General features: G+C 53.4%; 26 protein-coding genes and 2 pseudogenes. 10 read left to right on the forward strand and 18 right to left on the reverse strand.

What is annotated here, in order from left to right; all coding sequences use genetic code 11:
- Nucleotides 1–170 precede the first annotated feature (170 nt).
- From DYL59_RS16855 to DYL59_RS16885, 7 genes are all read right to left on the reverse strand, one after another.
- Nucleotides 171–1187: a zinc-binding metallopeptidase family protein gene (locus tag DYL59_RS16855; RefSeq protein ID WP_238340704.1), complete on the reverse strand. Its 1017-nt coding sequence runs from the start codon at nt 1185–1187 to the stop codon at nt 171–173.
- Between the two features lie 157 nt (nt 1188–1344).
- Nucleotides 1345–1845 carry a YciE/YciF ferroxidase family protein gene (locus tag DYL59_RS16860; RefSeq protein ID WP_135290158.1) on the reverse strand — a complete coding sequence of 167 codons (501 nt, stop codon included), beginning with the start codon at nt 1843–1845 and terminating at the stop codon, nt 1345–1347.
- A 153-nt stretch (nt 1846–1998) separates the two neighbouring features.
- On the reverse strand, nt 1999–2928 hold the full coding sequence (locus DYL59_RS16865) for a ZIP family metal transporter (protein WP_135290159.1): 930 nt from the start codon (nt 2926–2928) through the stop codon (nt 1999–2001).
- A gap of 98 nt (nt 2929–3026) precedes the next feature.
- Nucleotides 3027–3254, reverse strand: coding sequence for a PLD nuclease N-terminal domain-containing protein (locus DYL59_RS16870; protein WP_027616381.1), 228 nt, complete (start codon nt 3252–3254; stop codon nt 3027–3029).
- Between the two features lie 95 nt (nt 3255–3349).
- A complete protein-coding gene (locus DYL59_RS16875; RefSeq protein ID WP_027616380.1) occupies nt 3350–3796 on the reverse strand; it encodes a DUF421 domain-containing protein in 447 nt (148 codons plus the stop codon).
- Between the two features lie 7 nt (nt 3797–3803).
- On the reverse strand, nt 3804–4322 hold the full coding sequence (locus tag DYL59_RS16880) for a hypothetical protein (protein ID WP_034103404.1): 519 nt from the start codon (nt 4320–4322) through the stop codon (nt 3804–3806).
- The gene (locus DYL59_RS16885; protein WP_135290160.1) at nt 4322–4828 is read right to left on the reverse strand and encodes a CinA family protein; all 507 of its coding nucleotides are present in this window, start codon (nt 4826–4828) and stop codon (nt 4322–4324) included. The genes DYL59_RS16880 and DYL59_RS16885 overlap by 1 nt, the downstream gene beginning before the upstream one ends.
- Nucleotides 4829–5028: 200 nt before the next feature.
- Here DYL59_RS16885 and DYL59_RS16890 point away from each other — a divergent pair, with 200 nt between their 5' ends.
- On the forward strand, nt 5029–5454 hold the full coding sequence (locus DYL59_RS16890; RefSeq protein ID WP_073637681.1) for a low affinity iron permease family protein: 426 nt from the start codon (nt 5029–5031) through the stop codon (nt 5452–5454).
- Nucleotides 5455–5559: 105 nt separating this feature from the next.
- A complete protein-coding gene (locus DYL59_RS16895) occupies nt 5560–6462 on the forward strand; it encodes a Gfo/Idh/MocA family protein (protein WP_238340701.1) in 903 nt (300 codons plus the stop codon).
- A 284-nt stretch (nt 6463–6746) separates the two neighbouring features.
- On the opposite strand, the gene DYL59_RS16900 is transcribed toward DYL59_RS16895, so the two are convergent.
- The gene (locus DYL59_RS16900) at nt 6747–7379 is read right to left on the reverse strand and encodes a LysE family translocator (RefSeq protein ID WP_135290161.1); all 633 of its coding nucleotides are present in this window, start codon (nt 7377–7379) and stop codon (nt 6747–6749) included.
- A 232-nt stretch (nt 7380–7611) separates the two neighbouring features.
- On the opposite strand from DYL59_RS16900, the gene xth reads away from it, so the two are divergent.
- The 7 genes and pseudogenes from xth (at nt 7612) to DYL59_RS16935 (ending at nt 12456) form a co-directional block, all read left to right on the forward strand.
- On the forward strand, nt 7612–8424 hold the full coding sequence (gene xth, locus DYL59_RS16905; protein ID WP_135290162.1) for an exodeoxyribonuclease III: 813 nt from the start codon (nt 7612–7614) through the stop codon (nt 8422–8424).
- Nucleotides 8425–8448: 24 nt separating this feature from the next.
- Nucleotides 8449–8853, forward strand: a pseudogene (locus DYL59_RS16910) (DNA polymerase ligase N-terminal domain-containing protein); the annotation flags it as partial.
- 466 nt (nt 8854–9319) lie between these two features.
- The gene (locus DYL59_RS16915; protein ID WP_135290163.1) at nt 9320–9544 is read left to right on the forward strand and encodes a hypothetical protein; all 225 of its coding nucleotides are present in this window, start codon (nt 9320–9322) and stop codon (nt 9542–9544) included.
- A gap of 126 nt (nt 9545–9670) precedes the next feature.
- Entirely contained in the window at nt 9671–9988 is a 318-nt protein-coding gene (tnpA, locus tag DYL59_RS16920; RefSeq protein WP_135290164.1) for an IS66-like element accessory protein TnpA, read from the forward strand.
- Nucleotides 9985–10320 (forward strand): IS66 family insertion sequence element accessory protein TnpB, encoded by a 336-nt coding sequence (tnpB, locus tag DYL59_RS31705; RefSeq protein ID WP_135290165.1) that lies wholly within the window; start codon nt 9985–9987, stop codon nt 10318–10320. Before tnpA ends, tnpB begins: the two co-directional genes overlap by 4 nt.
- A 49-nt stretch (nt 10321–10369) precedes the next feature.
- On the forward strand, nt 10370–11896 hold the full coding sequence (tnpC, locus tag DYL59_RS16930; RefSeq protein WP_135290166.1) for an IS66 family transposase: 1527 nt from the start codon (nt 10370–10372) through the stop codon (nt 11894–11896).
- Nucleotides 11881–12456, forward strand: a complete 576-nt coding sequence (locus DYL59_RS16935; protein ID WP_238340702.1) for a bifunctional diaminohydroxyphosphoribosylaminopyrimidine deaminase/5-amino-6-(5-phosphoribosylamino)uracil reductase RibD — start codon at nt 11881–11883, stop codon at nt 12454–12456. The genes tnpC (DYL59_RS16930) and DYL59_RS16935 overlap by 16 nt, the downstream gene beginning before the upstream one ends.
- Nucleotides 12457–12495: 39 nt before the next feature.
- Here DYL59_RS16935 and DYL59_RS16940 read toward each other — a convergent pair whose 3' ends face one another.
- On the reverse strand, nt 12496–12645 hold the full coding sequence (locus DYL59_RS16940; protein ID WP_135290167.1) for a DUF4304 domain-containing protein: 150 nt from the start codon (nt 12643–12645) through the stop codon (nt 12496–12498).
- A gap of 52 nt (nt 12646–12697) precedes the next feature.
- Nucleotides 12698–13558 (reverse strand): annotated as a pseudogene (tnpC, locus tag DYL59_RS16945) (IS66 family transposase); the annotation flags it as partial.
- Between the two features lie 264 nt (nt 13559–13822).
- On the opposite strand from tnpC (DYL59_RS16945), the gene DYL59_RS16950 reads away from it, so the two are divergent.
- On the forward strand, nt 13823–14101 hold the full coding sequence (locus DYL59_RS16950) for a hypothetical protein (protein ID WP_135290168.1): 279 nt from the start codon (nt 13823–13825) through the stop codon (nt 14099–14101).
- A 323-nt stretch (nt 14102–14424) separates the two neighbouring features.
- Here the strand turns inward: DYL59_RS16950 and DYL59_RS16955 are convergent, their stop codons facing one another.
- The 8 genes from DYL59_RS16955 to DYL59_RS16990 form a co-directional block, all read right to left on the reverse strand.
- Entirely contained in the window at nt 14425–15423 is a 999-nt protein-coding gene (locus tag DYL59_RS16955) for a TniQ family protein (RefSeq protein WP_135290169.1), read from the reverse strand.
- Complete coding sequence (locus DYL59_RS16960; protein ID WP_238340703.1) at nt 15423–16214, reverse strand: TniB family NTP-binding protein; 792 nt, start codon at nt 16212–16214, stop codon at nt 15423–15425. The genes DYL59_RS16955 and DYL59_RS16960 overlap by 1 nt, the downstream gene beginning before the upstream one ends.
- A 73-nt stretch (nt 16215–16287) precedes the next feature.
- Nucleotides 16288–18096, reverse strand: coding sequence for a Mu transposase C-terminal domain-containing protein (locus tag DYL59_RS16965; protein WP_135290171.1), 1809 nt, complete (start codon nt 18094–18096; stop codon nt 16288–16290).
- 372 nt (nt 18097–18468) lie between these two features.
- Nucleotides 18469–19089, reverse strand: a complete 621-nt coding sequence (locus DYL59_RS16970; RefSeq protein WP_135290172.1) for a dTMP kinase — start codon at nt 19087–19089, stop codon at nt 18469–18471.
- A gap of 52 nt (nt 19090–19141) precedes the next feature.
- Nucleotides 19142–19963: an NADPH-dependent oxidoreductase gene (locus DYL59_RS16975; protein WP_135290173.1), complete on the reverse strand. Its 822-nt coding sequence runs from the start codon at nt 19961–19963 to the stop codon at nt 19142–19144.
- Between the two features lie 58 nt (nt 19964–20021).
- Entirely contained in the window at nt 20022–21347 is a 1326-nt protein-coding gene (locus DYL59_RS16980) for an LLM class flavin-dependent oxidoreductase (RefSeq protein WP_135290174.1), read from the reverse strand.
- 23 nt (nt 21348–21370) lie between these two features.
- Nucleotides 21371–22327: an ABC transporter substrate-binding protein gene (locus tag DYL59_RS16985; protein WP_135290175.1), complete on the reverse strand. Its 957-nt coding sequence runs from the start codon at nt 22325–22327 to the stop codon at nt 21371–21373.
- Between the two features lie 164 nt (nt 22328–22491).
- Nucleotides 22492–23496, reverse strand: coding sequence for a hypothetical protein (locus DYL59_RS16990; protein WP_135290176.1), 1005 nt, complete (start codon nt 23494–23496; stop codon nt 22492–22494).
- Between the last annotated feature and the right edge of the window lie 113 nt (nt 23497–23609).

Consider the following 23609-nt stretch of genomic DNA (forward strand, 5'->3'; position numbering starts at 1 on the left):
AGCCAAAAACTATTCAGCGGTTTATTTTTTTTCAACGAAAGGCGACGAAAGGCGCGATTAACAAGCGAAGCGTAAAATCATATGGTAAGTCGATGCTTTAAGATAAACGCATGGAAGTTGGGTAGATAAACCAAATCTATCGAAGCGCACACCGGGTTCATTTCCTGCCTTTAGCAAGTCATCAGGTACTCGCAAAGCGTCGCCGAACAAGCCCGAACTGCGCCATCTAAAATCAGCTCATAACCATGAGTGTTTTCGGTAGGTATTGCTACGCACCCCGCTCTAGCCGACGAGCCATTGCTTAATACGGCGCTCGCATCTGAGGCAAAATCGACGAGTAACGCATATTGAGGGCTGTAACCACAGCGCTCTGCTGCTGCGGCTAAGGCCATCACGATGTCGCGTGTGTAATAACCCTTTTCGTCGCCGGTATTGATGATTGGATCGACGCTCAGCTTCGTTCCATACTCATCCATCACTGGCCCGACCTCTACAGCGATGGTGGTTTCACCTGGTAGGGACGCGGATGCGAACATCGCCCCTGCATTGGATTCTTCTTCCGACGTCGTAAATACAAAATATACATCACATGCCAGCTCATCTCGGCGATGGCTCAATTGATGCGCGGCATCAATTATGGCCGCCAAGGGTGCACGGTCATCCAGAAAATGCGCCGCGATGGCGTCACCCACTCGAAACGGTTCACGCCAATGACGACTCAACACGACCCGCGTACCTGGACGTACGCCTTGAGTGCGCAGGATCGGGGGTGAAGATCGCGTAATCACATGAACGTCATTCCAATGCACATCTCCCGATAACACATCAGCGCCTTGAGGCGCATTCTGCGTCGCATGCATTGAGCCGAAAGACAAAACGCCTGGGATAATTTCGTTATCACCCAGAATATCAACCGGACACATACCGAAATTCACCGGGTTCGCGCCTCCGAGGGCGATAACTCTCAATGTGCCATCTTCATTGACGCTCTTAACCACCATCGCGATTTCATCCATGTGCGCCATGACCCTTACAGCTCCGCGCGATTCGGTAGCCTTCCGCTTACCCTTAATAAGTCCTATGACGTTACCTGCGGCATCAACCCATGTTTCGTCGCAGAGAGGAGTAATGGTTTGCAAGCATATTTCGCGAACCTCATCTTCCTGCCAACCTGGCCCGCGAGCCATCAGGAGTTGAGCTAACAACTCGGAAAGCGTGTTTTGCGGGTTTGAGGCTCTGGAAATAGCTCCACGTTGTGCATCAGACATTTTTGGTCTCTCGCGCAGGCACTTATAAGTGGCAAGCGGCGCCATTGCGGCGCCGCCTGGTTTCAAATCACTGCTGTCACTTGGATTCCAACGTTGCAGCCTGATTGCCACCCTGCTCAGCAATCTTTGTCAGCTTTTCATCGGCGCCTTTTTCCTCAGCGAGCGTCGCAGCCAACAACTTTGCAGCGTCGTCATATTTGAGGTGTTTGGCCATCGCTATCAGGGTGCCATAGGCGGCTATTTCATAGTGTTCCACCTTCTGCACCGCGCCAATCAACGCTGCATCAAGAACGGCGCCCTTCTCGATCTCTTCCAAGAGCTCTTTCGACTCTTCAACCAACCCCTCCATCGCCACGCATTTCATGCGCTTCAATTTTATCCCGGTCAGTTCCACCAATTGATCAATGCGCTCGATCTGGCCCTGGGTTTCTTCCAGGTGTGAGGTAAAGGCCTCCGCCAACAGCGGGTTGGTCGCCGCTTTCGCCAAGCGCGGCAAGGCTTTGGTGATTTGCTTTTCCGCGCTGTAAACATCAGAGAGTTCGTGGATAAACAAATCTTCGACAGTTTTTCTAGCCATTTCGAGACTTCCTTCTGGTCAGTCGGGCGTCGCCTAATCGCGGCGTCCGTATGGAATTCACCGGCAAGCAATATTTGCCGTGCATGAAAACTGACCTGCTCAATTTAAGAGGTGTTCCGAAAATTTTCGGGGTGACTGATAAAAGGTTCAGAGCTAGCCCAGGGCTGTATCAAGAAACATCATGACGCCGAAACCCAGCATCAGGCCTAAGGTCGCTGGTGTCTCATGACCATTGCGATGTGTCTCGGGAATGACCTCATGGGACACTACAAAAATCATGGCGCCAGCTGCCAAGCCGAGAGCGATGGGATACCCCAAGGCAAAGCTACTGGAAATCCCTAAACCAACAATTGCCCCCAAGGGTTCCATCAGCCCCGAACCAACCGCAATCAGCGCGGCTCGAAGCGCGCTGATGCCTGTCACTCGTAATGCCAGGGCGACTGCTAACCCTTCCGGAATGTCCTGTATGGCAATTGCGGTTGTCAGAGGCAGCCCCACCTTCATATCGCCGTTGGCGAAGCTCACCCCAATAGCCATGCCTTCTGGCAGGTTATGCAGCGTGATTGCCAAGACGAACAACCAAACCCGATTGATACGCTGCGCACCCGGTCCCCTGCGTCCGCTTTTCTCGTGTTCGTGAGGGACGAAACGATCAAGGCCGACCATCAGCGCTACGCCCAATCCCAATCCCGCAACAACAACGCATGCTGCGAGCAATTGGTTTGCGCAAAGGGCCTGTGCTGCTTCAATACCAGGGAGAATGAGCGAGAAGGAACTGGCGGCCAGCATCATGCCGGCGGCAAAGCCAAGCATGATGTCTTGCGTACGGGCGGCGATATCTCGCAATGCTATGGCTGCGGCTGCGCCGATAGCTGTCGCAGCGAAACCGGAAAGTCCGCCCAGAAAAGCAAGGTGGAGATTCGCCTTATTGACACCGATGAATGCGCCATAACCGCAGACGATCAGGAAAACAGCCACACACAACAAGAGTATCCAGAAGGACAATCCTCCCCTCCCCGAGCGGGAAATGTGTACGAACCAAGCGCGCAAAGGCGCTCCAAACGATGGAGAGGGCTCTGACATTTTTCCTCCACAGCTTTCTGCGTTATGAGCATGAAACGCAGCAATGGGAAACCACCTTTCGCGTTAAATGCAGAGGCTCTGATTCGCAAAGATTGCAGTCAGCCTTTGCTGTGCTCGGGCGAAGATGGCCCCTCCTTGATCCCCCGTGGTCCGGCGACTCCCCAGACGACCAAACCCAATACCGGGAAAATGATCAGACCGAGCGCCCACGCGGCTTTTATCCCTACGGTTTTGTCGCTCCGAAACACGCTGACAATGGCCCATAGATCGACAAGCAGAATGAACACGGCGACAGCAATCGCAAAATAGCTGGTGGCTTCAGACATGATTTAGCCCTCCTTAGGGTGTTAACGCTTAGGCCCCGATCGAATACGGTCGTTCCAAGAAAATCACAAGCCTCCAGCAAGCACGGGTCTGGGTTTTAATTTTCTTTGGCAATGATGGAGATTTTTCCGTTGCGCTCAATTATCGCGAACTTGATCTCTTCCAGCCGCTCGATACCTTGGCTGGAGCGCGCAGCCTCCATTACATCAGCTTCGACTAATCGAGCGTGCCGCAGGCGTCTGTGCAGGAGCTTGCCATTCTCGACGATGATCGTTGGCTCGCCATCGATCAGCCTTGATACCCAGCCAGAACGCTGTTTAAGCAGCGACAGACCAACATCAATGGCGATCAGCGTCACGATGACGAGTATGCCGTTGGTAATGGAAAAATCATCGCCCAGCAGCGCTTGCTGGGTGGCTTCGCCGATCATCATCAGCAAGACGAAATCGAAGGTCGTCAGCTCTGCCAATGAGCGACGCCCAGCAATCTTGAAGAGCACCATAAGGGCTAAATACATTGCTCCGGCACGTAAGACAGAGTCCATAGGCCACCTAAGGAAAAATGAATTGAACAAGCCTTACGCTGCGAGTGCCAGATGAGGTGATTTGGCTGCGGAAGAGACCGACCGCGTCGCCGCGCAAAGTGATGTACAGCGTCGCCTGTCCGTCAGCATCAGTTTGCATCCAGAGTTTCATGCCTTGAGAAGAGCTTCGTGAGCGCAACGGTTGAGGTTGTAATGTTTCAATGCTGAAGCCCTCTAGCAACTGCCCAGCCAGCTCCAGCTCAACGGGTGAGTTTGGCCTTTCTGTTAGCGTGATTTTCATTGAGTTGGTAGAGCCGTTTCGATGAAACATTTCATATTCGACCCTCACCTTCCCATCGTCGCTACGCACATCTCTCGAACTGAGCAGACCTCTGGAAAACACGCCCCCGAGCGCCATCACCAAAATTAGAACCAACACGTACCAGCCGACCCGCTCGAAACGCCAAACTTTCAATTGATAGGCCATGTCCTCACGAAGGGGACGGTTTCGGCTTTTCAAGTCTGGATGATCGGCGTCTTCGCTCATCAGGCTTCACCTGTATCGCCGAGCCGTGCGCGGCAATGAAAGTGAGGAAGCTGGCGTAATGCGTATTCCGTGGCTTCCTCTTGAACCCGACAACGTCCGCCGGAGAATCGGTGCTCGTGACTGAAGAGATAGCACTTTTCATCGGACTGAAACGCCCAGGCAAAACAAATTGTGCCCGCAGGAATTCCATCCACATCGTCGGGGCCGAGTATCCCCGTAGTCGCGATGGCGGCATTTGCAGTGCTGTCTCGTAAAGCCCCCTTCGCCATTTCCTTAGCGACCTCGACGCTCGTCAGGTTGAACGTCTCGATAGTCTGGGGGCTGACATGGAGCAATCGTTGCTTGGCCTGTGGCGAATAGACCACATAACCACATTCGATGAATTCGCCGCTGCCTTCCACTCCAGACAACAGCGTCACGATTTTACCTGCGGTGCAGGACTCTGCAGTGGTCACGACCAAGGCGTGCTCACGCAAGTATTGGACTATTTCATTTGCGATGGGCATGAGCTGAACTCAACGGGCGTTGTTCGATCGACCACTACAGAAGCGGAACATTCCAAAGATTTCCAACGAATAAAATTTAGAGCGCCATGGGACGCCCACCTCTTATGCGGTAACTTCGGTAGCCGACGAACGGTTAAAATGTAAGAAAGAATTTCAAGCTTTTGGGCGGTCTATTTGTACACACAACAGGAGTCCACATCATGAAATTCGCACGGTTCTGCCAAGCACTTTCCAACTGGGCAGGCAGCTCAAAAACCTTTCTTTTGGCTATCGTTTTGATAGGCGTCTGGGGGATCACAGGGCCGTACTTCCATTACAACGACACGTGGCAACTCATCATCAACACGTCGACGACCATCATCACGTTCCTGATGGTATTTCTTATCCAAAATACGCAAAACCGCGACAATGACATTTTGCATCTCAAAATTGACGAGCTGATTCGAGCCACCAAGGAGGCACAAAACGCGAGTCTCTGCTTAGAAAGCATGAGTTCAAAAGAGCTCAGAAAGCTTCGTGACCAGTACAGTTCTCTAGGTAAAAGTGATCAGGGCAATCTCGAGCCGTCCGATACCGATGCCCCACATGAGCTTGAGGTTCGCCCTCATTCTGAACTGAGCGGATGAGATTCTTGCCCGCTTTCGCCTCTATCTAAATGGAACTCTTTGGTGATCGACATGGACGACATCTAGCAGGCGACACGTTGATTGCCTAAGCACAAGGAGGCTCACATGCCCGATTTGAACGGCAAAATTCGTTACGCAGTGGTCGGGGGCGGATCGATATCCCAAGGCGCCTTTATGCCAGGGGTTGGACAGACCGAGAATTCCATCCTGACAGCCCTGGTAACGAGCGATCCAATCAAGGCAGACAAGCTAGCCAAACGCTACGCCCTGAAAAGCTACAGCTACACGCCATACGGCGAATTGTTGGCGTCCGGTGAGATCGATGCCGTCTATGTCGCAACGCCCAACTTCATGCACCGCGAATTTGTAGTGCCCGCCCTGGAAGCAGGCATACATGTGCTGTTGGAAAAGCCCATGGCCTCCAATGAGGATGATTGCAAGGCAATGCAGGCAGCGGCGCATCGCTCGAATGCAAAGTTCATGATTGCTTACCGCCTGCATTTTGAGCCAGGCACCCTCGAAATGATCGAGCGCGTGCATGCCGGAGACTTCGGGCAACCCCGCCTGTTCACGTCGACATTCACACAGACGGTCAAACCAACCAACCATCGGATGCAGAACGGCTTTGCAGCAGGCCCTGTACTCGATATGGGGCCGTACCCGCTGAATATGGTGCGACAGCTATTGGGTGAGGAGCCCATCGAGGTCAGCGCGGTGGGCACGACCGCACCCGACAGCACACTGGGAACCCCCGATACGGTAAGCGTGTGCCTTAGGTTTCCGGAGATCGCATGGCACAGTTCACCATCAGCTACACCCTTCCAAGCAGCGAGCGTTTCCAGCTCATTGGCACCAAGGGCGAAATCGAAGCCTCTCCCTGTTTCGGTTACGGCGAGGGTGTGGGCATTACCTACCGCGCTACTGTCGGTGACCAGACTAAAGAGCACTCGCATCCTGTTCTCGATCAGTTTGCAGGCGAGACGGCGTACTTCTCAGATTGCATTTTGAGCGACTCAATGCCAGAACCAGGCGGGGAAGAAGGCTTCAGGGACGTTCGAGTGCTGCTCGCCGTAGAACGAGCGTTGGCGACTGGTCAACCTCAAAAACCGGATGCACTACCCGCAACGGCGGTGCCAGGCGCAAACCAAACACGCCGCTACGCGCTCGCTAAAGTTCCCGATTACATAGCTACAGAGTCGCCGACCGAATAAGGGCATGCCCTCTTCTGCCGGTGAGGCGAAAGAGGGTGCCCAAACGAATAGCCGCTCAGGCGAGCTGTTGGAAGACCAGCGCTAAGTGCGTCTGGCGGTTGCTAATATCACCGGCGCTCCCAACAGGATGACACCCGTTATGTGATTGCAGATCGCGAGCTGCCTGGCCGTAGCGTGAAGGGATCGGACAATGCTGCCCGCCAGCGCCCAACCGGTGGCAGCCATGAGTTCAACGGATATGTAGATAGCACTGAGAATAAGCAGTTGGTTGGTTATCGAGACACTTGAATCAGCCACGACAAACTGAGGGACGAATGCTGTGAAGAGAAGGATGGCCTTCGGGTTCATCATCGCCGTGATGAACTCACGACGCCCCAAGCTATAGATTCCGGCGAGGCCGACGGTACTTGGCTCCTTACTTTCGGATCTTTCGCCACCCATCATCATTTTCATACCGAGAAAGGCGAGGTAAAGAACCCCTGCCCACTTGATGATCTGGAAAGCAATTTCGGATGCTTCGAGTACCGCCCCTAACCCGCTAATGACTATTCCGACTAGGAGCACGAACGCTAAACACCGACCTACCAAGGCGAGGATTGCGGGCCTCAACCCTTCCCTGCTCCCATTGGCGAATGCCAATAGATTGTTCGCCTCAGGCGACGAGGCAACGATCAAGGCAGAGGGGAGAAACAATAGGAGCTGGTTCAGGGTCATGACTATGCCTCCAGCTAGCATTGGCGATACTTCCCATCAATTGTTCACAGCTACATTTCTTGAACGTTCAGTCACCCAGCCAGTTCCAAAAGAACGAGATCAAAAAATCTACTGAGCTGCAGCGATGTTTTGTACAACCGCGTCCTACTGCAGTGCTTTCAGAATGAATTTAGCATTCATCCCCCTTAACTAATCGGATGAGACGACTCAGGTACATAGAAGGATAGAGGTAATGCAAAACCTCAAGATCGCCACATTTAACGTCAACGGCATAGGCGCGCGCCTGCCCAACCTTCTGCATTGGCTTGAAAAAGAGCGCCCGGACATCGTATGCCTTCAGGAGTTGAAGGCACAGGACAAAGCTTTTCCCGCAGGCGATCTAGAGGTGGCCGGCTACGGCTCACTGCACCATGGTCAAGCCGCCTGGAACGGAGTGGCCATTCTTGCGCGCGATTCCGAACCGCTCCTGATTCATAAAGGCCTGCCTGGTATTGAAGACGACACGCAGTCTCGATACCTGGAAGCTGCTGTCCATGGTGTGATCGTCGGGTGCCTGTATCTTCCAAATGGAAATCCGCAACCCGGGCCTAAATTTGATTACAAGCTCAAGTGGTTTGAGCATCTAATAGCGCATGCCGAAACACTACAAGCCAGCGAACACCCGGTTGTCCTCGCGGGTGACTACAACGTTGTGCCCACCGACTTTGATATCTACAACACCCGCTCGTGGCTCAAGGATGCACTCCTTGAGCCTGAGAGCCGCGAGTGCTTTCAAAGGTTGTTGAGCCAAGGTTGGATTGACTCGGTGAGGCACCTGTATCCGAAAGAGCGTGTGTACACGTTCTGGGACTATTTCCGTCAGCACTGGCAGAAGAACTCTGGCTTGCGCATCGACCATCTTCTGCTGAACCCGGCGCTTGCTCCCCACCTGAAAGACGCCGGCGTCGACGCATGGGTTCGGGGCGAAGAGCACGCCAGTGATCACGCCCCGACATGGATTGAGATCTCACCCCGACAAACCAAGTCAAAAAGGAAGTCAAAGTGAAACGCAAGCGACGCGCAAGCAGCAATACACACCACTAACACCCTTGATCAGTACAATCGTAAGCGTGATTTCGACGCGACCTCAGAGCCATCGGGCGCCGCAATAAAGTCCAAGGCAGCAAAGAATAAAACCGTTGAACCGGTTGCGCTGCAGTTTTGCATCCAAAAGCACGACGCAACACGGCTGCACTACGACTTTCGCCTAGAGCTCGACGGTACCCTCAAAAGCTGGGCGGTGCCCAAGGGGCCGTCGCTCGATCCAAAATCCAAACGCCTGGCCGTGCATGTCGAAGACCACCCTCTCGACTACGCAACCTTTGAAGGCACGATACCGGAAGGGCAGTACGGTGCTGGCGACGTCATTGTGTGGGACCGTGGTATCTGGAAACCCATATCGGATCCAGCTGAGGCTTACGCTAAAGGTCGATTAGATGTGTCGCCACGTTACAGCTAATAACAAATTTAAATAACCGTATCTAGATGGCGCGGGCCAGTAAATCAAGAGGGTGAAGCAAAACCATTTGCAGAGAGCATAGATGGTGGTACGAAGACCGAGGCGATGGTGTGCAAACCGTTCATCAAGTCAAAGGAACAACCTTCCTCTAAGGTCGTCACTCTTTTGAGGCACAGCTTGGCAGCTAGCTCGAAAATCACGTACACACGGTGAATGCATGTCTGAAAAAAAACACAATCGTTCTGTTCAGCCCTTGGACGTCCCTCCGGATGAACAGCTACATACCGTAGACGAAGGCATCGGCTTGACGGACGACCAGCGGGTAAGTCGAGAAGATTCCGATAGTCAGATCGGAGCGCGCGTTACGCCTGGGCCTGCAGATCAAAAACGTCAAACAAAGCGGCGATAGTTCGCTTATTAACGACTTCAAAAGGAAGCTCCCATGTTTGATAAACCACGATTCATCATCAGTTTCATTCTCGGCAATCAGCCACAAAGCCGGACGCTGGAGCATGACAGCGAAACCCTTGCGCCCGTTGAAGCAGAAGCGCTGGTCAAACAAACCTTTCCTGAACTGAAGGGCGCCTCCATGACTGATGTACAGGTTCAAAAAAGAATCAAACCTGACGAAAGCGACAATGTTCCAAGGCATTATCAACAGCCCTGAATTTCGTGCGGAGAGGACGTTGAGAAGTAAGCGCCCGGCGAACACACCTTCAGAATCCCAGTATTAAGGGCGATGGTGTCCGCGTATTTTTAAGCGGACGCGATCACCCTTATCGCCAGGATATCCATGCGCCAACGAAGCTCTTACCCCAAACCATTCAAAGCCCAAGTCGTCCAGGAATGCCTGCAACCCGGAGCGACGATTTCCAGCGTAGCCATCCATCACGGCATCAACGCCAACGTGATCCGCAAGTGGCTACCGACTTACCGGGATCAATCACCTGCAACCTTGCCGGCTTTCGTTCCGGTAAAAACGGCACCAAGGCGAGCATCAGAAGAGATGGTGACCATCTCGCTGCCTCTGGGCGATAAATCTATCACCGTAAAGTGGCCAGCCTCGGATCCGGACGGCTGCGCGTGTTTCATTCGTGGCTTGGCCCAATGATTCGCGTCGATGCCATTTGGCTCGCCACCGAGCCCATGGACATGCGCGCCGGCACTGAGACTGCATTGGCCAGAGTGGTCGCGGTGTTCGGTGCGGCGAAGCCGCACTGCGCTTACCTCTTTGCCAATCGCCGGGCCAACCGCATGAAAGTCCTGGTGCACGACGGCGTCGGTATCTGGCTGGCGGCACGGCGTTTGAACCAAGGAAAATTTCATTGGCCGGGCATCCATCGTGGGTTGGAGATCAAACTCGACCCCGAACAACTCCAGGCGTTGGTACTTGGATTACCCTGGCAACGAGTCGGTGCGGGCGGCGCAATTACATTGCTTTAAACGCTCCTTTCAGCTGTAGCACTCGGGCTGCTTTGGTAAAATCCACGGCATGACTTCCTTGCCCGATCTCGACCAAATGACTCCTGAACAACTGCGCGCACTGGCTGCGCAGTTGATGTCCAAGATCGACACCCAGGACAGAAAGATTCATCGTGATGAGACGATCATCGAGCAACTCACTCACGAAATCGCCATTCTCAAACGCCACAAGTTTGCCAAGCGCAGCGAGCAGATCAGCCCGGCGCAAGGCAGCTTGCTCGATGACCTGCTCAATACCGACCTCGAAGCCATCGAGGCCGAGTTAAAAGCACTTCATCCCGCTCCCTCACAGGCACAACCACGTCAGCAACCCAGGCGTGCGCCATTGCCGCCGCAGTTCCCTCGTACCGTGATCCATCACGAGCCGGACAACACTCAGTGTACTTGCGGCTGCCAGCTTCAGCGTATCGGCGAAGACGTCAGCGAGAAGCTGGACTACACGCCGGGCGTGTTCACCGTCGAACAGCACGTGCGTGGGAAATGGGCCTGCCGGCAGTGCGAAACACTGATCCAGGCGCCGGTGCCCCCTCAGGTAATCGACAAGGGCATCCCCACGGCGGGCCTGCTTGCCCACGTGATGGTGGCCAAGTTCGCCGATCACCTGCCGCTGTATCGACAGGAAAAGATCTTCGGCCGTGCCGGCCTGGCCATCCCGCGTTCGACACTGGCGCAATGGGTGGGTCAAACCGGTGTGCAGCTTCAGCCCCTGGTCGATGCGCTGCGCGAAGTGGTGCTGGCCCAGCGCGTGGTTCACGCCGATGAAACGCCGGTACAAATGCTGGCGCCCGGCGAGAAGAAAACCCACCGTGCTTACGTCTGGGCCTACAGCTCTACGCCGTTTTCGGCACTCAAAGCTGTGGTCTACGACTTCAGCCCCAGCCGTGCCGGCGATCATGCGCGTAACTTCCTGGGCACCTGGAACGGCAAGCTGGTCTGTGACGACTTCGCCGGCTACAAGGCCAGCTTCGAACAAGGCATCACAGAAATCGGCTACATGGCCCGTGCGCGCCGCAAGTTCTTCGACTTGCATATCGCCAATAAAAGCCAGTTGGCGGAGCAGGCGCTTCACTCGATTGGCGGGCTGTACGAAGTCGAGCGACATGCCAAGGAAATGAGCGACGAAGGCCGTTGGCGATTACGCCAAGAAACGGCGGTGCCCATCGCTGAAAAACTGCATGAGTGGATGTTGGCTCAGCGTGAACTTGTGCCCGAGGGTTCGGCCACGGCCAAGGCTCTGGATTACAGCCTCAAACGCTGGGTAGCGCTGACGCGCTACTTGGAAGATGGTGCTGTGCCCATCGACAACAATCAAATCGAGAACCTGATCCGGCCATGGGCGCTTGGGAGGTCGAACTGGTTGTTTGCTGGGTCGCTGCGAAGCGGCAAACGGGCGGCGGCGATCATGAGCCTGATCCAGTCTGCAAGACTCAATGGGCATGATCCGTACGCCTACATGAAAGATGTTCTCGTGCGTCTGCCGAGGCAAAGAGCAAGTGCAATTTCGGAGCTGCTGCCGCATAAATGGGTGCCCATGTAGTATCGCTGCAAGTAGATAGTTTCAGGGGTACAGCGATACGTAATTCAATGTGCCAAGATTCGGCCACCAAGGATGAGTACCAATCGAATATGCCTAGTCTTACCTCCGATGCCGATTTCATGCAGCTTGCTCTTGCCCAAGGTCGCTTGGCCTTACCTGACTGCCTTCCAAACCCGCCAGTAGGTTGCGTGCTGGTAAAAGACAACGTGGTGATCAGCCAAGGTCATACACAGGCACCTGGGCTCTATCACGCGGAAGCGATGGCGTTAAGCCGATTAGCGAATGACTGCTCCGGGGTGACTGCATTTGTCACGCTTGAGCCATGCTCTTTTCATGGCCGAACTCCGTCATGCGCTCGGGCACTGATACACAGCGGGGTTGATAAAGTTTTTGTTGGGTTGCTTGATCCCGATCCGAGAAACTCGGGAGCGGGCATAAGAATGCTACGAGATGCAGGCATTACAGTTGTTGTCGGCTTGCTGGCGGAGGAAGCTGCTGAAGACTTAGCTGGTTTTTTGGTAAGCGATACCGGTGAATCGTCGGATCGCGACGATCAGTAAATCGTTAGCACCTCAGCGCAAGGTGGGATGCCCGGACGGTTACCCATGTCTATCAAATTGAAACGTGATCAGATCAATTTGCTGTCCTGTATTGCGGCGAAAATGGGGAGGCGATCCCTTAAACCCCATGCTGCGAAGGATCGGGATGACATATTCCTTTAACGCTGCATCGATTTTTTCGCGTTCCATTGCATTACTCTATTTGGCAAAAGAGGAAGGTGTTCGGTAACACGTTTAGCGATTAGATGGACGTCCACTTATGCGGCAGAAGCTCAGTAATCTCGCTCGCCCGCTGCGTAGGCAGGCGTGTAAGAACATCCTTCAAGTAGGCATACGGATCATGCCCGTTGAGCCGCGCCGATTGGATCAAACTCATGATCGCCGCCGCACGTTTACCGCTGCGTAGCGAGCCAGCGAACAGCCAGTTCGAGCGCCCAAGAGCCCACGGTCGGATTTGATTGTCGCACCAGTTGTTATCAATGGGTACAGCACCGTCATCGAGATAGCGCGTCAGCGCTATCCAGCGTTTTAGGCTGTAATCCAACGCCTTGGCGATGGCCGATCCCTCTGGCACAAGCTGCCTCTGGGCGATCATCCAGGTATGAAGTGCGTCGATGAGCGGCGCTGCCTTTTCCTGCCGTATTCGCTGCCGGATACCCGGTTCCAGCTCGCGTGCCTCTCGTTCAACTTCATACAAGGCCGCGATGTCGTGCAGCGCTTTTTCGGCGATCTGGCTCTTGTTGGTCGCGTGCAAGTCGAAGAACTTTCGGCGTGCATGGGCCATGCAGCCGATTGCTGTAACGCCCAGTTCAAAGCCTGCCTTGTAGCCAGCGAAGTCATCGCAGACCAGCTTCCCGCTCCAGGGGCCGAGGAAATTTCGAGCATGTTCGCCGGCACGGCTCGGGCTGAAGTCGTAAACGACCGCCGCCAGATCGGAGAACTGACTGGTGGCATAGGCCCAGACGTAAGCGCGATGAGTTTTCTTCGCGCCAGGCGTCAGCATTTGTACCGGCGTTTCGTCAGCGTGGACGACGCCGTGCATCAGCACGGCTTCGCGTAGCGCATCAACCAGCGGTTGAAGTTGCACGCCGCAGTTGCCCATCTAACGCCCGCTGCCCCCTTGCAGGTACCGAAATGATTCTGCTGAATCAACCTGTGATCTATCACCCGATTCGCTGGATCTGATCATTTGAGATGTGGGGTGTACTGATGCGAATTGACCAGCCTTATTCCCCACCGGAGAGTAGTGCTCAAAACACATTCCGGTGCTGGAAACTGCCTCGCCAAGGCTCGCTGTTAGAATTGCACTGGTTTAGTGATCAAGCCCTTGAGATGCAGCACAAACGAAGAATGGACCGAAGAAGAGATGCGCCAAGCGTTGTTCGGCAACGCTGAAATATCTGCGCCGGTGAGCACCGCCTCCGTGGAAGAAATCCAGCCAGACGTAGCTGCCGTGCCCTTATCAACAGTCGCGAAAAAGAAGGTCCCCAAAGCCTTTACCCCGAGGCTTCTGGTGACTCTCCGTATGAGCAATGAGTTTGAAGGAGGAACGCTTGAGATCGTCCGTGAAGCCGATACTCTGAGTACGCTGCTGGCAGCGCAGGAAGCCACCAAAGCAGCTAGGAAAAAACTCCGGTATGTATAAGAAGTATCGGTCAAGTCGATGTAAATCATGTTTCCCAGCAGGCGCCAAGCCAGTATGCTGCTGGCCGGTTATGACTGAGCACCGCAGTGTCAATACGGTGATGGGTTATTTTCAAGCAGGGTCAGTGACAACCAGCAGAACGAGTAACTTATTCGTGGAGCTAACCACAAGACCGAAGGATGAAGAGTAAACCTCTGCGCTCAGTAAGACACTTAAACAACAAGCGTTGATATTAATTTGACTTGCCTTGACTATGCTTTCAAACGTTGAGGATATAAAAAACTACTACTAGGCTCTCTGCGACTACGATATTGCAAGACGGCTTAATACCCAGACAGATAATCGTCAACTGCGCGTATAAGCCGGATATAACCTAGATCTCTATAGCCCGCCAGATGTGACTCGAGCAATCTATAGTCTGCAGCACTCGCGCACCCAAATTTTATCGCCCGAATTATTTCTGGGTTGTAGCTCCGCCATATTTTAAGCTCAGCGCTTTTGTTTTCCGCAAACTCAAAGTCTTGCTCACCTATCACCCCCATTAAATATCCAGCTAGCATCAAACTGGCGAATCGGGCCTTGCAACCGGCCAGTTCAGCGCCATACAAGATACCATTATGATAATTAGACATCTTGTTGCGCACGAACGGTATGGTCTTACCAAACATATCTAGCGCCATGCCTTGGTTGCCGTTGTATACTGGAGCAAGCAAAAAAATATCATACAAGCTGTCAAAGACATCAATAACAACGACGCTTTGTTTACGCTTCCAATTGGCCAACCTGCTAACAATACTAATCCGAAATCTTAAGTGGTACTTGCACGACCAGCTCTCGTCCAATCTTCCGGACTTTAGACTCTGTAAAAAGGCATCCCATGCGCGACTTAATTGAGGTGTAATAAGCAGCCTTTGTAGATCGACTCCATGAATCGTACAAATGATTGAGTTACGATAGCACCAATTTTTTCGCCACCCGGGGGTATGTCCTTTGGCAATGTCCGCTCGCAGACAAAGTGCGCAGAACCACCAACGTCTATTCCAACCAACAATCTTTTCTCTTTTTTTGAAAAACACATTATAGGCATGAGCAGGATTAATACTTAGCTTTTCAATGACCGTCTCGGACAGTCCAGTGTTCGGGTCGAAATCCCAATCCTCGCACTCCAAAAGATGGCTTCCCCAAGAGACCGGCGGCGGGTTGGCGAGAAACTGATCGGTTTCGACCTGCAGCTTGGATCGAGATTTTAGGGTAGATCTAAATAACCATGAGGATATTGTTTCATCGTAAAGTATATGTGGCATGCTTCTGGCAAAGTTCATCAGTAGCCCCAGGGATCCTTAGATGCTAACGCAAAGTGCTCAACCGTAATGGACTCCTCTCCATCCTTGAGCGCGTAACAGCCAGCAGCACGAATTAGGTTCATTACATTGTCCATTCTTCCGCCAGTTATTGCCAGAATAGCGGAAACTTTATCGCGATCATACAACCTTGATGGTTTTCTGAGTGGCAATAACTCTTCAACCCCCAACAAGAATGTTCTAAACCTCTCATCTTCTCGCCAATCCTCGAGCGCTATCAGCGCAAAGCGCCGTTGAGTTTCGGCTATAGCTGAAATAAAGCTACTAGCTTTGGGTGTTCCAAACGCGAATAAGCTGATCCCATATGCTTCTCCCAAGAATGCTTTGAGCATTGAGCTGTTCACTCGCTGCTCCAATTTCCCACATAATAGCAAGTCGTGAATTTCGTCTATGACTATACCCCAGATATTTCGTAGCTTTAGGATTTCTGATAGATCTCTGGTCACCAGCTCAGATGTTGATGACTTGTTATTAACAGCAGGACAAGGAAGCTCCAATGATTTGTAAATTTCCGATCTAAACTCCTTCTTCTTTAAAAGGTCCGGATCAGACGCCATGCTGATAAATAGAAGTCCATCACTGCGTGTTATCCGACGTCTAATTTCCTTCACTATAGCGGTTTTCCCAGAACCTCCCGTTCCAGTTACTAATAAAGCAGGGGCTGTTATTCGCCTTGGTACATTCGCCATATTATTCATCACGCGAAACACATGCTCCCCAGGCGAAATATCGACCCAAATATCATTAAGCATAAGAGAAACTCTCTCGCACCCATCAAGGTCTAACAGCTCTCTTCGATCTGGGCGGACGTGGGAATACTCCATATCACACACCCCCTTTGAATGGCTTTGGTGGAGACGTGTAGTCGGGTTTGACGTTCGAAACTTCCTGCACCTCAATCGCCGGTGGGTATTGCTTTTGGTACTCTGCTTGTGCAGCAAACTGTTTTTTGGCAGCGCGTGTAAGCTTTATACTGGCCTCCTCTATTTGTTGCGCCGTGTTGTACGCCTCTGCACCTTGAGAATCAGCAAAAGATCCAGGCTCAACAGTATTACTATAGAAAAGTGATGCTCTATGTTCCTCATATGAAATATCGGGCAAAGTCATGTCTGCAAAGGGGATCGGAATAAATTGCCCCTCGAGCCTAATCCAAATTTGCTTAAGCGAAAAGGGATCATACTTTAGAAGCACTTTCTTCTCGCCTACAAACGGTTCAAGCACTGGATCCCAGTATAGTCTTGTTTTAAACTCGACCCCCGCAGGACGTATGCTCCGATACTCTTCCGGCATAAAATTTAACCGAAACTGATGCGCGTCGGAAACTTGCGGCGGGAAGGGACTAACTCCGTGCGGACCGTAATACTCTTCCCAGGCTTGCAACGGAGACTTTTTAATTCCACTGTGGACTGTCGAATGATATTCGATAACCTCAAGCGCAAACCATCGAGCAAACTCTGAGAATGTTTGCGTCGGAGCTCTACTATTTGCCATCCTTTTTCTGGCGACAGTATTCGACATAGTGCTACCACTCAATAAGTGGACCTTGTTCATCATAGTGCCGATTAGCCTTTCAACATGACCACCATAATGCTTCTTCCCTCTCGGTCTATGGGCATAGGAAATGCGAGCACGATCCAGGGATGAAAGGTACTTAGCGCTTGTGTACTCTTTTGCATTATCCATATGAATCGTTGATGGAGGCCCAAATATTGGATAATTGAATTCCGATAGATTCAATCTGCGAAGGAATTCATCCTTTCGCATAACAGCATGAGTTAATGCACAAGCGACAGATAGCGTGCTAGGGGCATGTAGACTTAAATAATATCCGAGTATTACTCTGCTATACACATCAATAAATAGAGTTAGCCAAGGACGACCAATTATTTCTTTACGATCATCCGACAGAACTTCGATGTCAACGAGCGTGTGATCTGACTGCACCCATTCCAAAGGCTTAGATACTTTATGCTCACCCGGCCTAGCGTCATGAGTTTGAGCAGCGACTTCCCGCCCATATCTCATGCGAGTTACTTCTTTTGATGTGAGACTAGCATTAATCCGGCTTCGAAGTGTTTTTCGCGAAGGGCACTTAACGCCGAGTGATATGCAGGCCGCCTCCAAATGACGCCGCATCTCGGCCAACGTCACACCGACCTTCCTTTTGAATTTATTTATTGTATTTTCTATTGCTTTTTCCACCACTAGATCTAAGTGCCTTGATCCTTTTTTATTTCCGCGCCGCTGAACCAATTGGGCACAATAACCGACATCATCATTGTGTTTCCCAAGCAACCTATAAACGTGCTGTGGTGAAATACCCAACCTTGACGCTGCTTGAGCGACAGTAATTTCTTTTTGCATAAGTTTCGAAATCACATTGTGACGCGTGGTAGCCAAATCTATTTCAATCTCAGTCGCTTCCGACTCTAGCTTAGCTATGAAAAGCAAATCAGAAGCAACATTTTCCTGCTCTACGTTCTTAATGAACTCGATTTCATGCAGCCCCACAACAATACGTTGCCGAGTTGAGAGCAGTAGGACCTCAAGTGACAATGAATCGACAGCCCCGATTACTAACGCAACTTTGCCGCGGGCTACAATTTGCAACCCTTTCACGATTTGCACATTCATGATCTGGAATTTTCTTATCCGAGAGAATTCCGTATAGCAAAAGAAATTTTACTTTCCATCGAAATTTGACCGCTCATCGGAAATCCTCACGAGAGATAGACGATAAGCTGTTGAGTTGTATGTTTTTTTACTTGGCTAATTTTTTTTCATTATTTTTTGCACTTGTGTAACGGATACACGACCATAATTGGTGCGGATTTTGCCGATAGGGCATGGTTTGGTACATCACTCACCCTTCGGCATCATCCATGATGGGCTGAGGGCAGATGTGCACCAAAAATGATAAATTCGAAAATCTCTTCATTTTATTTTCGCACCTATCAGGAACATTAAGCTAAGTTGCTGATAAATCTAGACTTAGAAAATTCGTATTTATGGATAACGGCGACACACCGCCTGAATCTGCGAAACCACCTGCATCGTTGCCTCCTCGACGGTTGCTTCATTACGGCACAACACCCAGCCCTGATCGGCAACCGCTTGCTCGAATGCCTTGGTACTCGCGACATGTTCTTCCAGCGTATGCATCACTGTACTGCTCAGCCCACGCCGGCGTGCCGCGGCCCTCGCCCATGAAACTTCAGGGTCGGTGACAACGCCCACATGCAGGTCCGGGACTTGCACCTTGCGGTCGATGTTCAATTGTAGGGTCTGTGCAAACGGGATGAGCCGGCGAAACGCGGCATCAGATGGGTACCAGCGATCAATCAGGATGATGCTGTCCTGCGGCTGTTTAGGCAGCACATGCCGGGAAATCCAGGCACGGCTGTCCGCGAAGCGCTCGCACACTGCCCACTCCAAATCCCGGCTGGGATGCCTGGCGAGCTGGTTGACGATGGCCATGGTTTCCCCTCTGTGGGGGTCGTTTTTTCTCTCGCACAGCCGGATCACTTTTGTGTTGGCTGCCCGCAGTGCTTTTGTAACTGCTTCCAACAGCGTGGTTTTACCGGTTCCCTTGGGACCATCTAAAGAAACAAACAGTGGACGATTCATGCTTCACATAACGATTGATGATTGACGGCCACTCTAACGGGTTTCCCTGTATTCAGCGCAGGCCAAAGCCCATGCGGTTCAGTTCTTCAACCAGCGCCTCGCGGCCATTGAGGTTTTTGACATTGCGCAACCGGTTGATCACCTGCTCCGACCACCCGGCTGCCTGGAGCCCTTCGCGCTGGTAAAACGCCCCCAGGCGCTCGTCATATTGCGCTATTACCTCTGGTTCACTGGCGACCGAGTAGGTGTCGTGGTGCAGCACGGCACGCTGAGGCAACCTGGGCTTGACCTGGGCCGTACGCTCGGTTGAGGGGTAGCCAACGCACAGCCCGAACACTGGGTACACCTGCGGGGGTAAATGCAGTTCCTTGGCGACGCCCTCGATGTCGTTACGGATGGCGCCAATGTAGACACTGCCGAGCCCCAGGGACTCCAGCGCGACCACCGCATTCTGCGCCGCCAGCGCGGCGTCTATCGTCCCCAATAGCAGGCTTTCCAGGTACGGCAGCGCCTCCAGTTTTACCCCTTGCTGTTCAGCCACCCGCGCCACCCTGGACAGATCGGCAACCCAGACAAAAAACAGGGGCGCCTGGCGAATGTAGGCCTGGTTGCCGGCCAGTGCCGAGAGCCGGTGCTTGCGCTCCGTGTCTTGAACGGCGACCACGCTCCAGACCTGCAGGTTCGAGGACGTGGAGGCAGACTGCGCTGCGGCGATCAAGGTTTGGATCGTGCCTTCGGGTAAAGGCTGATCCGTGAAGGCCCGGACACTGCGGTGGTCGAGCAATTGGTCGAGGGTGTCGTTCCAAGGCTCTAGCGGTGCGATGTCAGGCGCGCCATAGCGAGCGGATAATTTTGCCTGGGACGTAATAGTCATGGGAGTGACTCCGAAAAAAGTGAGTGGTTATTCAGCACCTTGATGACCAGCCCTTGCACTAGATGTTGCGTTGAAAGCGCGGCACCTCCAGCCCCAGGCTCTGGCGCAACGTCGTGCCTTCATACGCGGTGCGATACACCCCGCGCGCTTGCAGCAACGGGATGACCTCTTGGGTGAACCGTTTGAATTGCTCCGGGTGCCCGATGTAGATGTTGAAACCATCCACGGCCCGCGCCTCAAGCCAATCGGCCATTTTCTGCGCGACCGTATCAGCCGTGCCCACGAATGCGCCTGGGCGCAGTTGCCGGCCGAACTCCACGGTTTGGCGCAGCGTAAAGCCTTTCTCGCGGGCTTGGTCGGCGATGCGTTTGGCGGCGGTAAAAAAGCTGCTGCGCGCGGCCTCAAGGCTTGCCTGGGGAAACGGCGCATCCAGGTCGTACTGGCTGAAATCATGCCAGCCAAAATTGCGCCCGAATTCCTTTAATGCCAGTTCAAAGCTGTGATCGGCCTGATGATAGTGCTGCTCGATTTCACGGGCGTGCGCGTCGGTATCACCCACATAAACCTCCGCCCCCGGCATGACCAATAACTGCTCCGGGTCGCGCCCGTGCTGCACTGCCCTGCCCTTTATATCCCGGTAAAACGCCTGGCCCTGCTCGATGCTGGCAGCATGGGTAAAGACCACATCCGCCGTCGCAGCGCCAAGGTCACGGCCTTGCTCTGAATCGCCAGCCTGGAATATCACGGGCTGGCCCTGGGGTGAGCGCTGAATGTTCAACGGGCCCACCACAGAGAAATGCTCGCCGCTGTGGTTCAGGCTGTGCAACTTGCTCGGGTCGAGAAACTGGCCGGTGGCCCGGTCGCGTACAAAGGCATCGTCTTCGTACGAGTTCCACAGCCCCTGCACCACCTGCACATGTTCCGCTGCACGGCCATAACGGGTGTCGTAATCGTAGTGCTCGTCGCGGCTGTAATTGCCCGCAGTGCCTGCATCACCGCTGGTCACCACGTTCCAGCCAGCGCGCCCTTTGCTGATCAGGTCCAGGGAGGCCAACCGGCGTGCGACGTTGTAAGGCGAGTTGTAAGACGTGGTCAGCGTACCCACCAGGCCCAAATGCTGCGTGCTCACCGCCAATGCCGATAACAGCGTGAGCGGCTCCAGGCGGTTCAGGTAATGGGACGGCGAACCAGGGGTGATGAACTGACTGTCGACAATGAACATCAGGTCGAACAGCGCCGCCTCGGCCTGACGTGCAATGTCGATGTACCAGTCGATGTTCACGCTCGCATCGGCGGGCAATTGCGGGTCCAGCCACAGGTTATGGCGCCCCGGCCCGCCGCAGCCCATCGTCAAGGCGCCGAGTTTCAGCTGTCTTTTGCTCATGTCTAACGGATTCCTGGCAGGCTTCAAGGCTGGTTTTTGGCAGCGGCGGGTTGCAGGGACGCCGCGAACGAAGCGTCGAACAAACTGGCGGCCGAGTAAGACTTGACCAGGCTCTGTGCGGCAAAAAAGTCCACGGTCTTTTGCGCCTCTACCGGCGACTGGGCCGTCACGGGCTCGACCGTGGTGCGCGCGCGGGCAAACCAGGCGCGCGCAATGTCGGCATCCGCACGGGTGCGCTTGGCCCACGCATCGGCGTAGGCCTCGTTGTTGGCGGGGCTCTGGCGGGTCCACTCGCGGGCTTTCTTCAGGCGATCGAGAAAATCGCTGATCTGACTACGCTTGGCCTCCACGGCCTTGGCGTTGGCGGCAATGTAACTCTGCGCCGGGATCAAGCCGTCTGCCGTCGCCAGCACGCGCGCACCTTGGCGCTCCTGTTGAGTAACGTAGGGTTCCCAGGTGGCGATCACGTCAACCGAGCCGCCCTCCAGTGCGTGGGAGGCGTCCAGTGCGCTGAGGTAGCGCAGCTCCAGTGAGTCGCGCGGCACGCCGGCTTTGTCCAGCGCCGTGAACAGCAGTTGCTGGCTCCACGACCCCTTCCAGACGGCTGCGCGCTTGCCCTTGAGGTCGGCAAGGCTGTGGATGGACGAGTCCTTTTTCACCAGGATGGCCACGCCGTCGAGGCTTTGCCGTGTGACACCAATTACCTTGATCGGCGCACCCAAGGCGCCCAGGAACAATACGGGGGCATCCCCCAGCAGGCCGATGTCCAGGCTGTTGGCGTTCAGGGCCTCGGCGACGGGTGAACCCGCCGTAAATTGCTTCCACTCAAGGGTATAGGGCAAATCATCCAGCACTCCGGCCGCCTCCATCACGGCCTGGGCGTTGTAGCTTTGATCGCCCACCACCAGCGTCTGCGCGTGCGCAGTCAGGCACAGCAAGGTTGCGGCTATGCCGGTGGCCAGTTTTGTCAGGTAACGCACGTTCGTCTCCAGATGCCTTTGCAGGCAGTGCAAGTCGATCCGCGCGCGCGGTCTCGGCAGTATTCATGAGACGGGTACGATGAGGGGCTTAGCGATGCCTGTAAAATACTATTAATGCATATCTTAATTCTTTAATAATGCACGATATGCATTTAGGGACGACCTCAGGTCGAATGCGCTTCGTAGTGGTCATTTTCCAGGCGGGAATACCGCTGATAATTGGTTTGTTTGATATGTACATCAAAGTCCGTTTGGTCAACGGTTATGCCGGTTTGCTCGATCGAAGGCAGGTCGGCACGAGGCATGGCCAAAAGGTGTGGGTTCACGATGAATTCTTTTTGGTCCGCTCGCAAAATCCCCAGCATAAAGTGGGGCAGCAACCCGCCTCGCACTGCCACTTCACGTTGCCCAGGAAAAAGACCACTGTCGGCAGCATATTCGGGCAACCGCAACCTTCTGATGTGGCTGAAGGCCGAGCTGCCTATCGCCGAGCTGATGCAGTAGCGTTCAAAAGGGGTGGGGATGAAGTAGTAATAAACCACCTTGGCAGGCTGGTTGATGTCGTTGAATTTAGCTGCGGCATTCCATGAGGTGGACGTTGAGACGAGTATCGATTCGCTGGAAACACCTCTTAGTCCGGCCGTATGCAGGAGAAACAGATAATAGTCGCGCACCAAAGCCTTTATTTCCGGGGATTCGTTTTGTACCGATGCAATAAAGTCGGACCGGTTTTTTGTCCGCGTGAATAATTGAGCTATGTCGGGGTTAAGCCGCAAGAACTCTTCTTTTTTATGGAAATCACCTTGAAGGACCCTGGCGATCTTATTGAAGATAAAACCAAACGTGGCGTCGCTTACATCCTCGATCGTTTGCAAATAGTTCCGGCTGGCAACGGTTCGCTCCTGCTCCACGAAGTGTTTGGATTTGGCACCAAAATAAAAGGTTTTTTGGTAGACCTCGCCTTCACCATCGTCCTTGGTACAACCCACGCGCATCATTAGGTTGGTAAAGCTATCACCCCTGAAAGTGTTGAGTGCCTTGCTTTTGCTCAGCAACGCCACCGCGTTCCTGAAGGTGGTCTCCTGCTTCCTGGTCAAGGGCGCCACGTTCGCGCTGTAGGACGCTGTTGTCTTCCAGTCGTAGTCTCTCAGATAGTCAAGCAGGCGCATTGATGGTCCTTATCGTCGCAGCGTACAAAAGAGCGCAGATGCTACCCGTTTCACCCCCGCCACACACCCCTTCCCAACGCCTACGTATGTCTATAACGCATACCCCATTCTCA

The organism is Pseudomonas kairouanensis, assembly GCF_004682055.1.
GTDB classification, from domain to species: domain Bacteria; phylum Pseudomonadota; class Gammaproteobacteria; order Pseudomonadales; family Pseudomonadaceae; genus Aquipseudomonas; species Aquipseudomonas kairouanensis.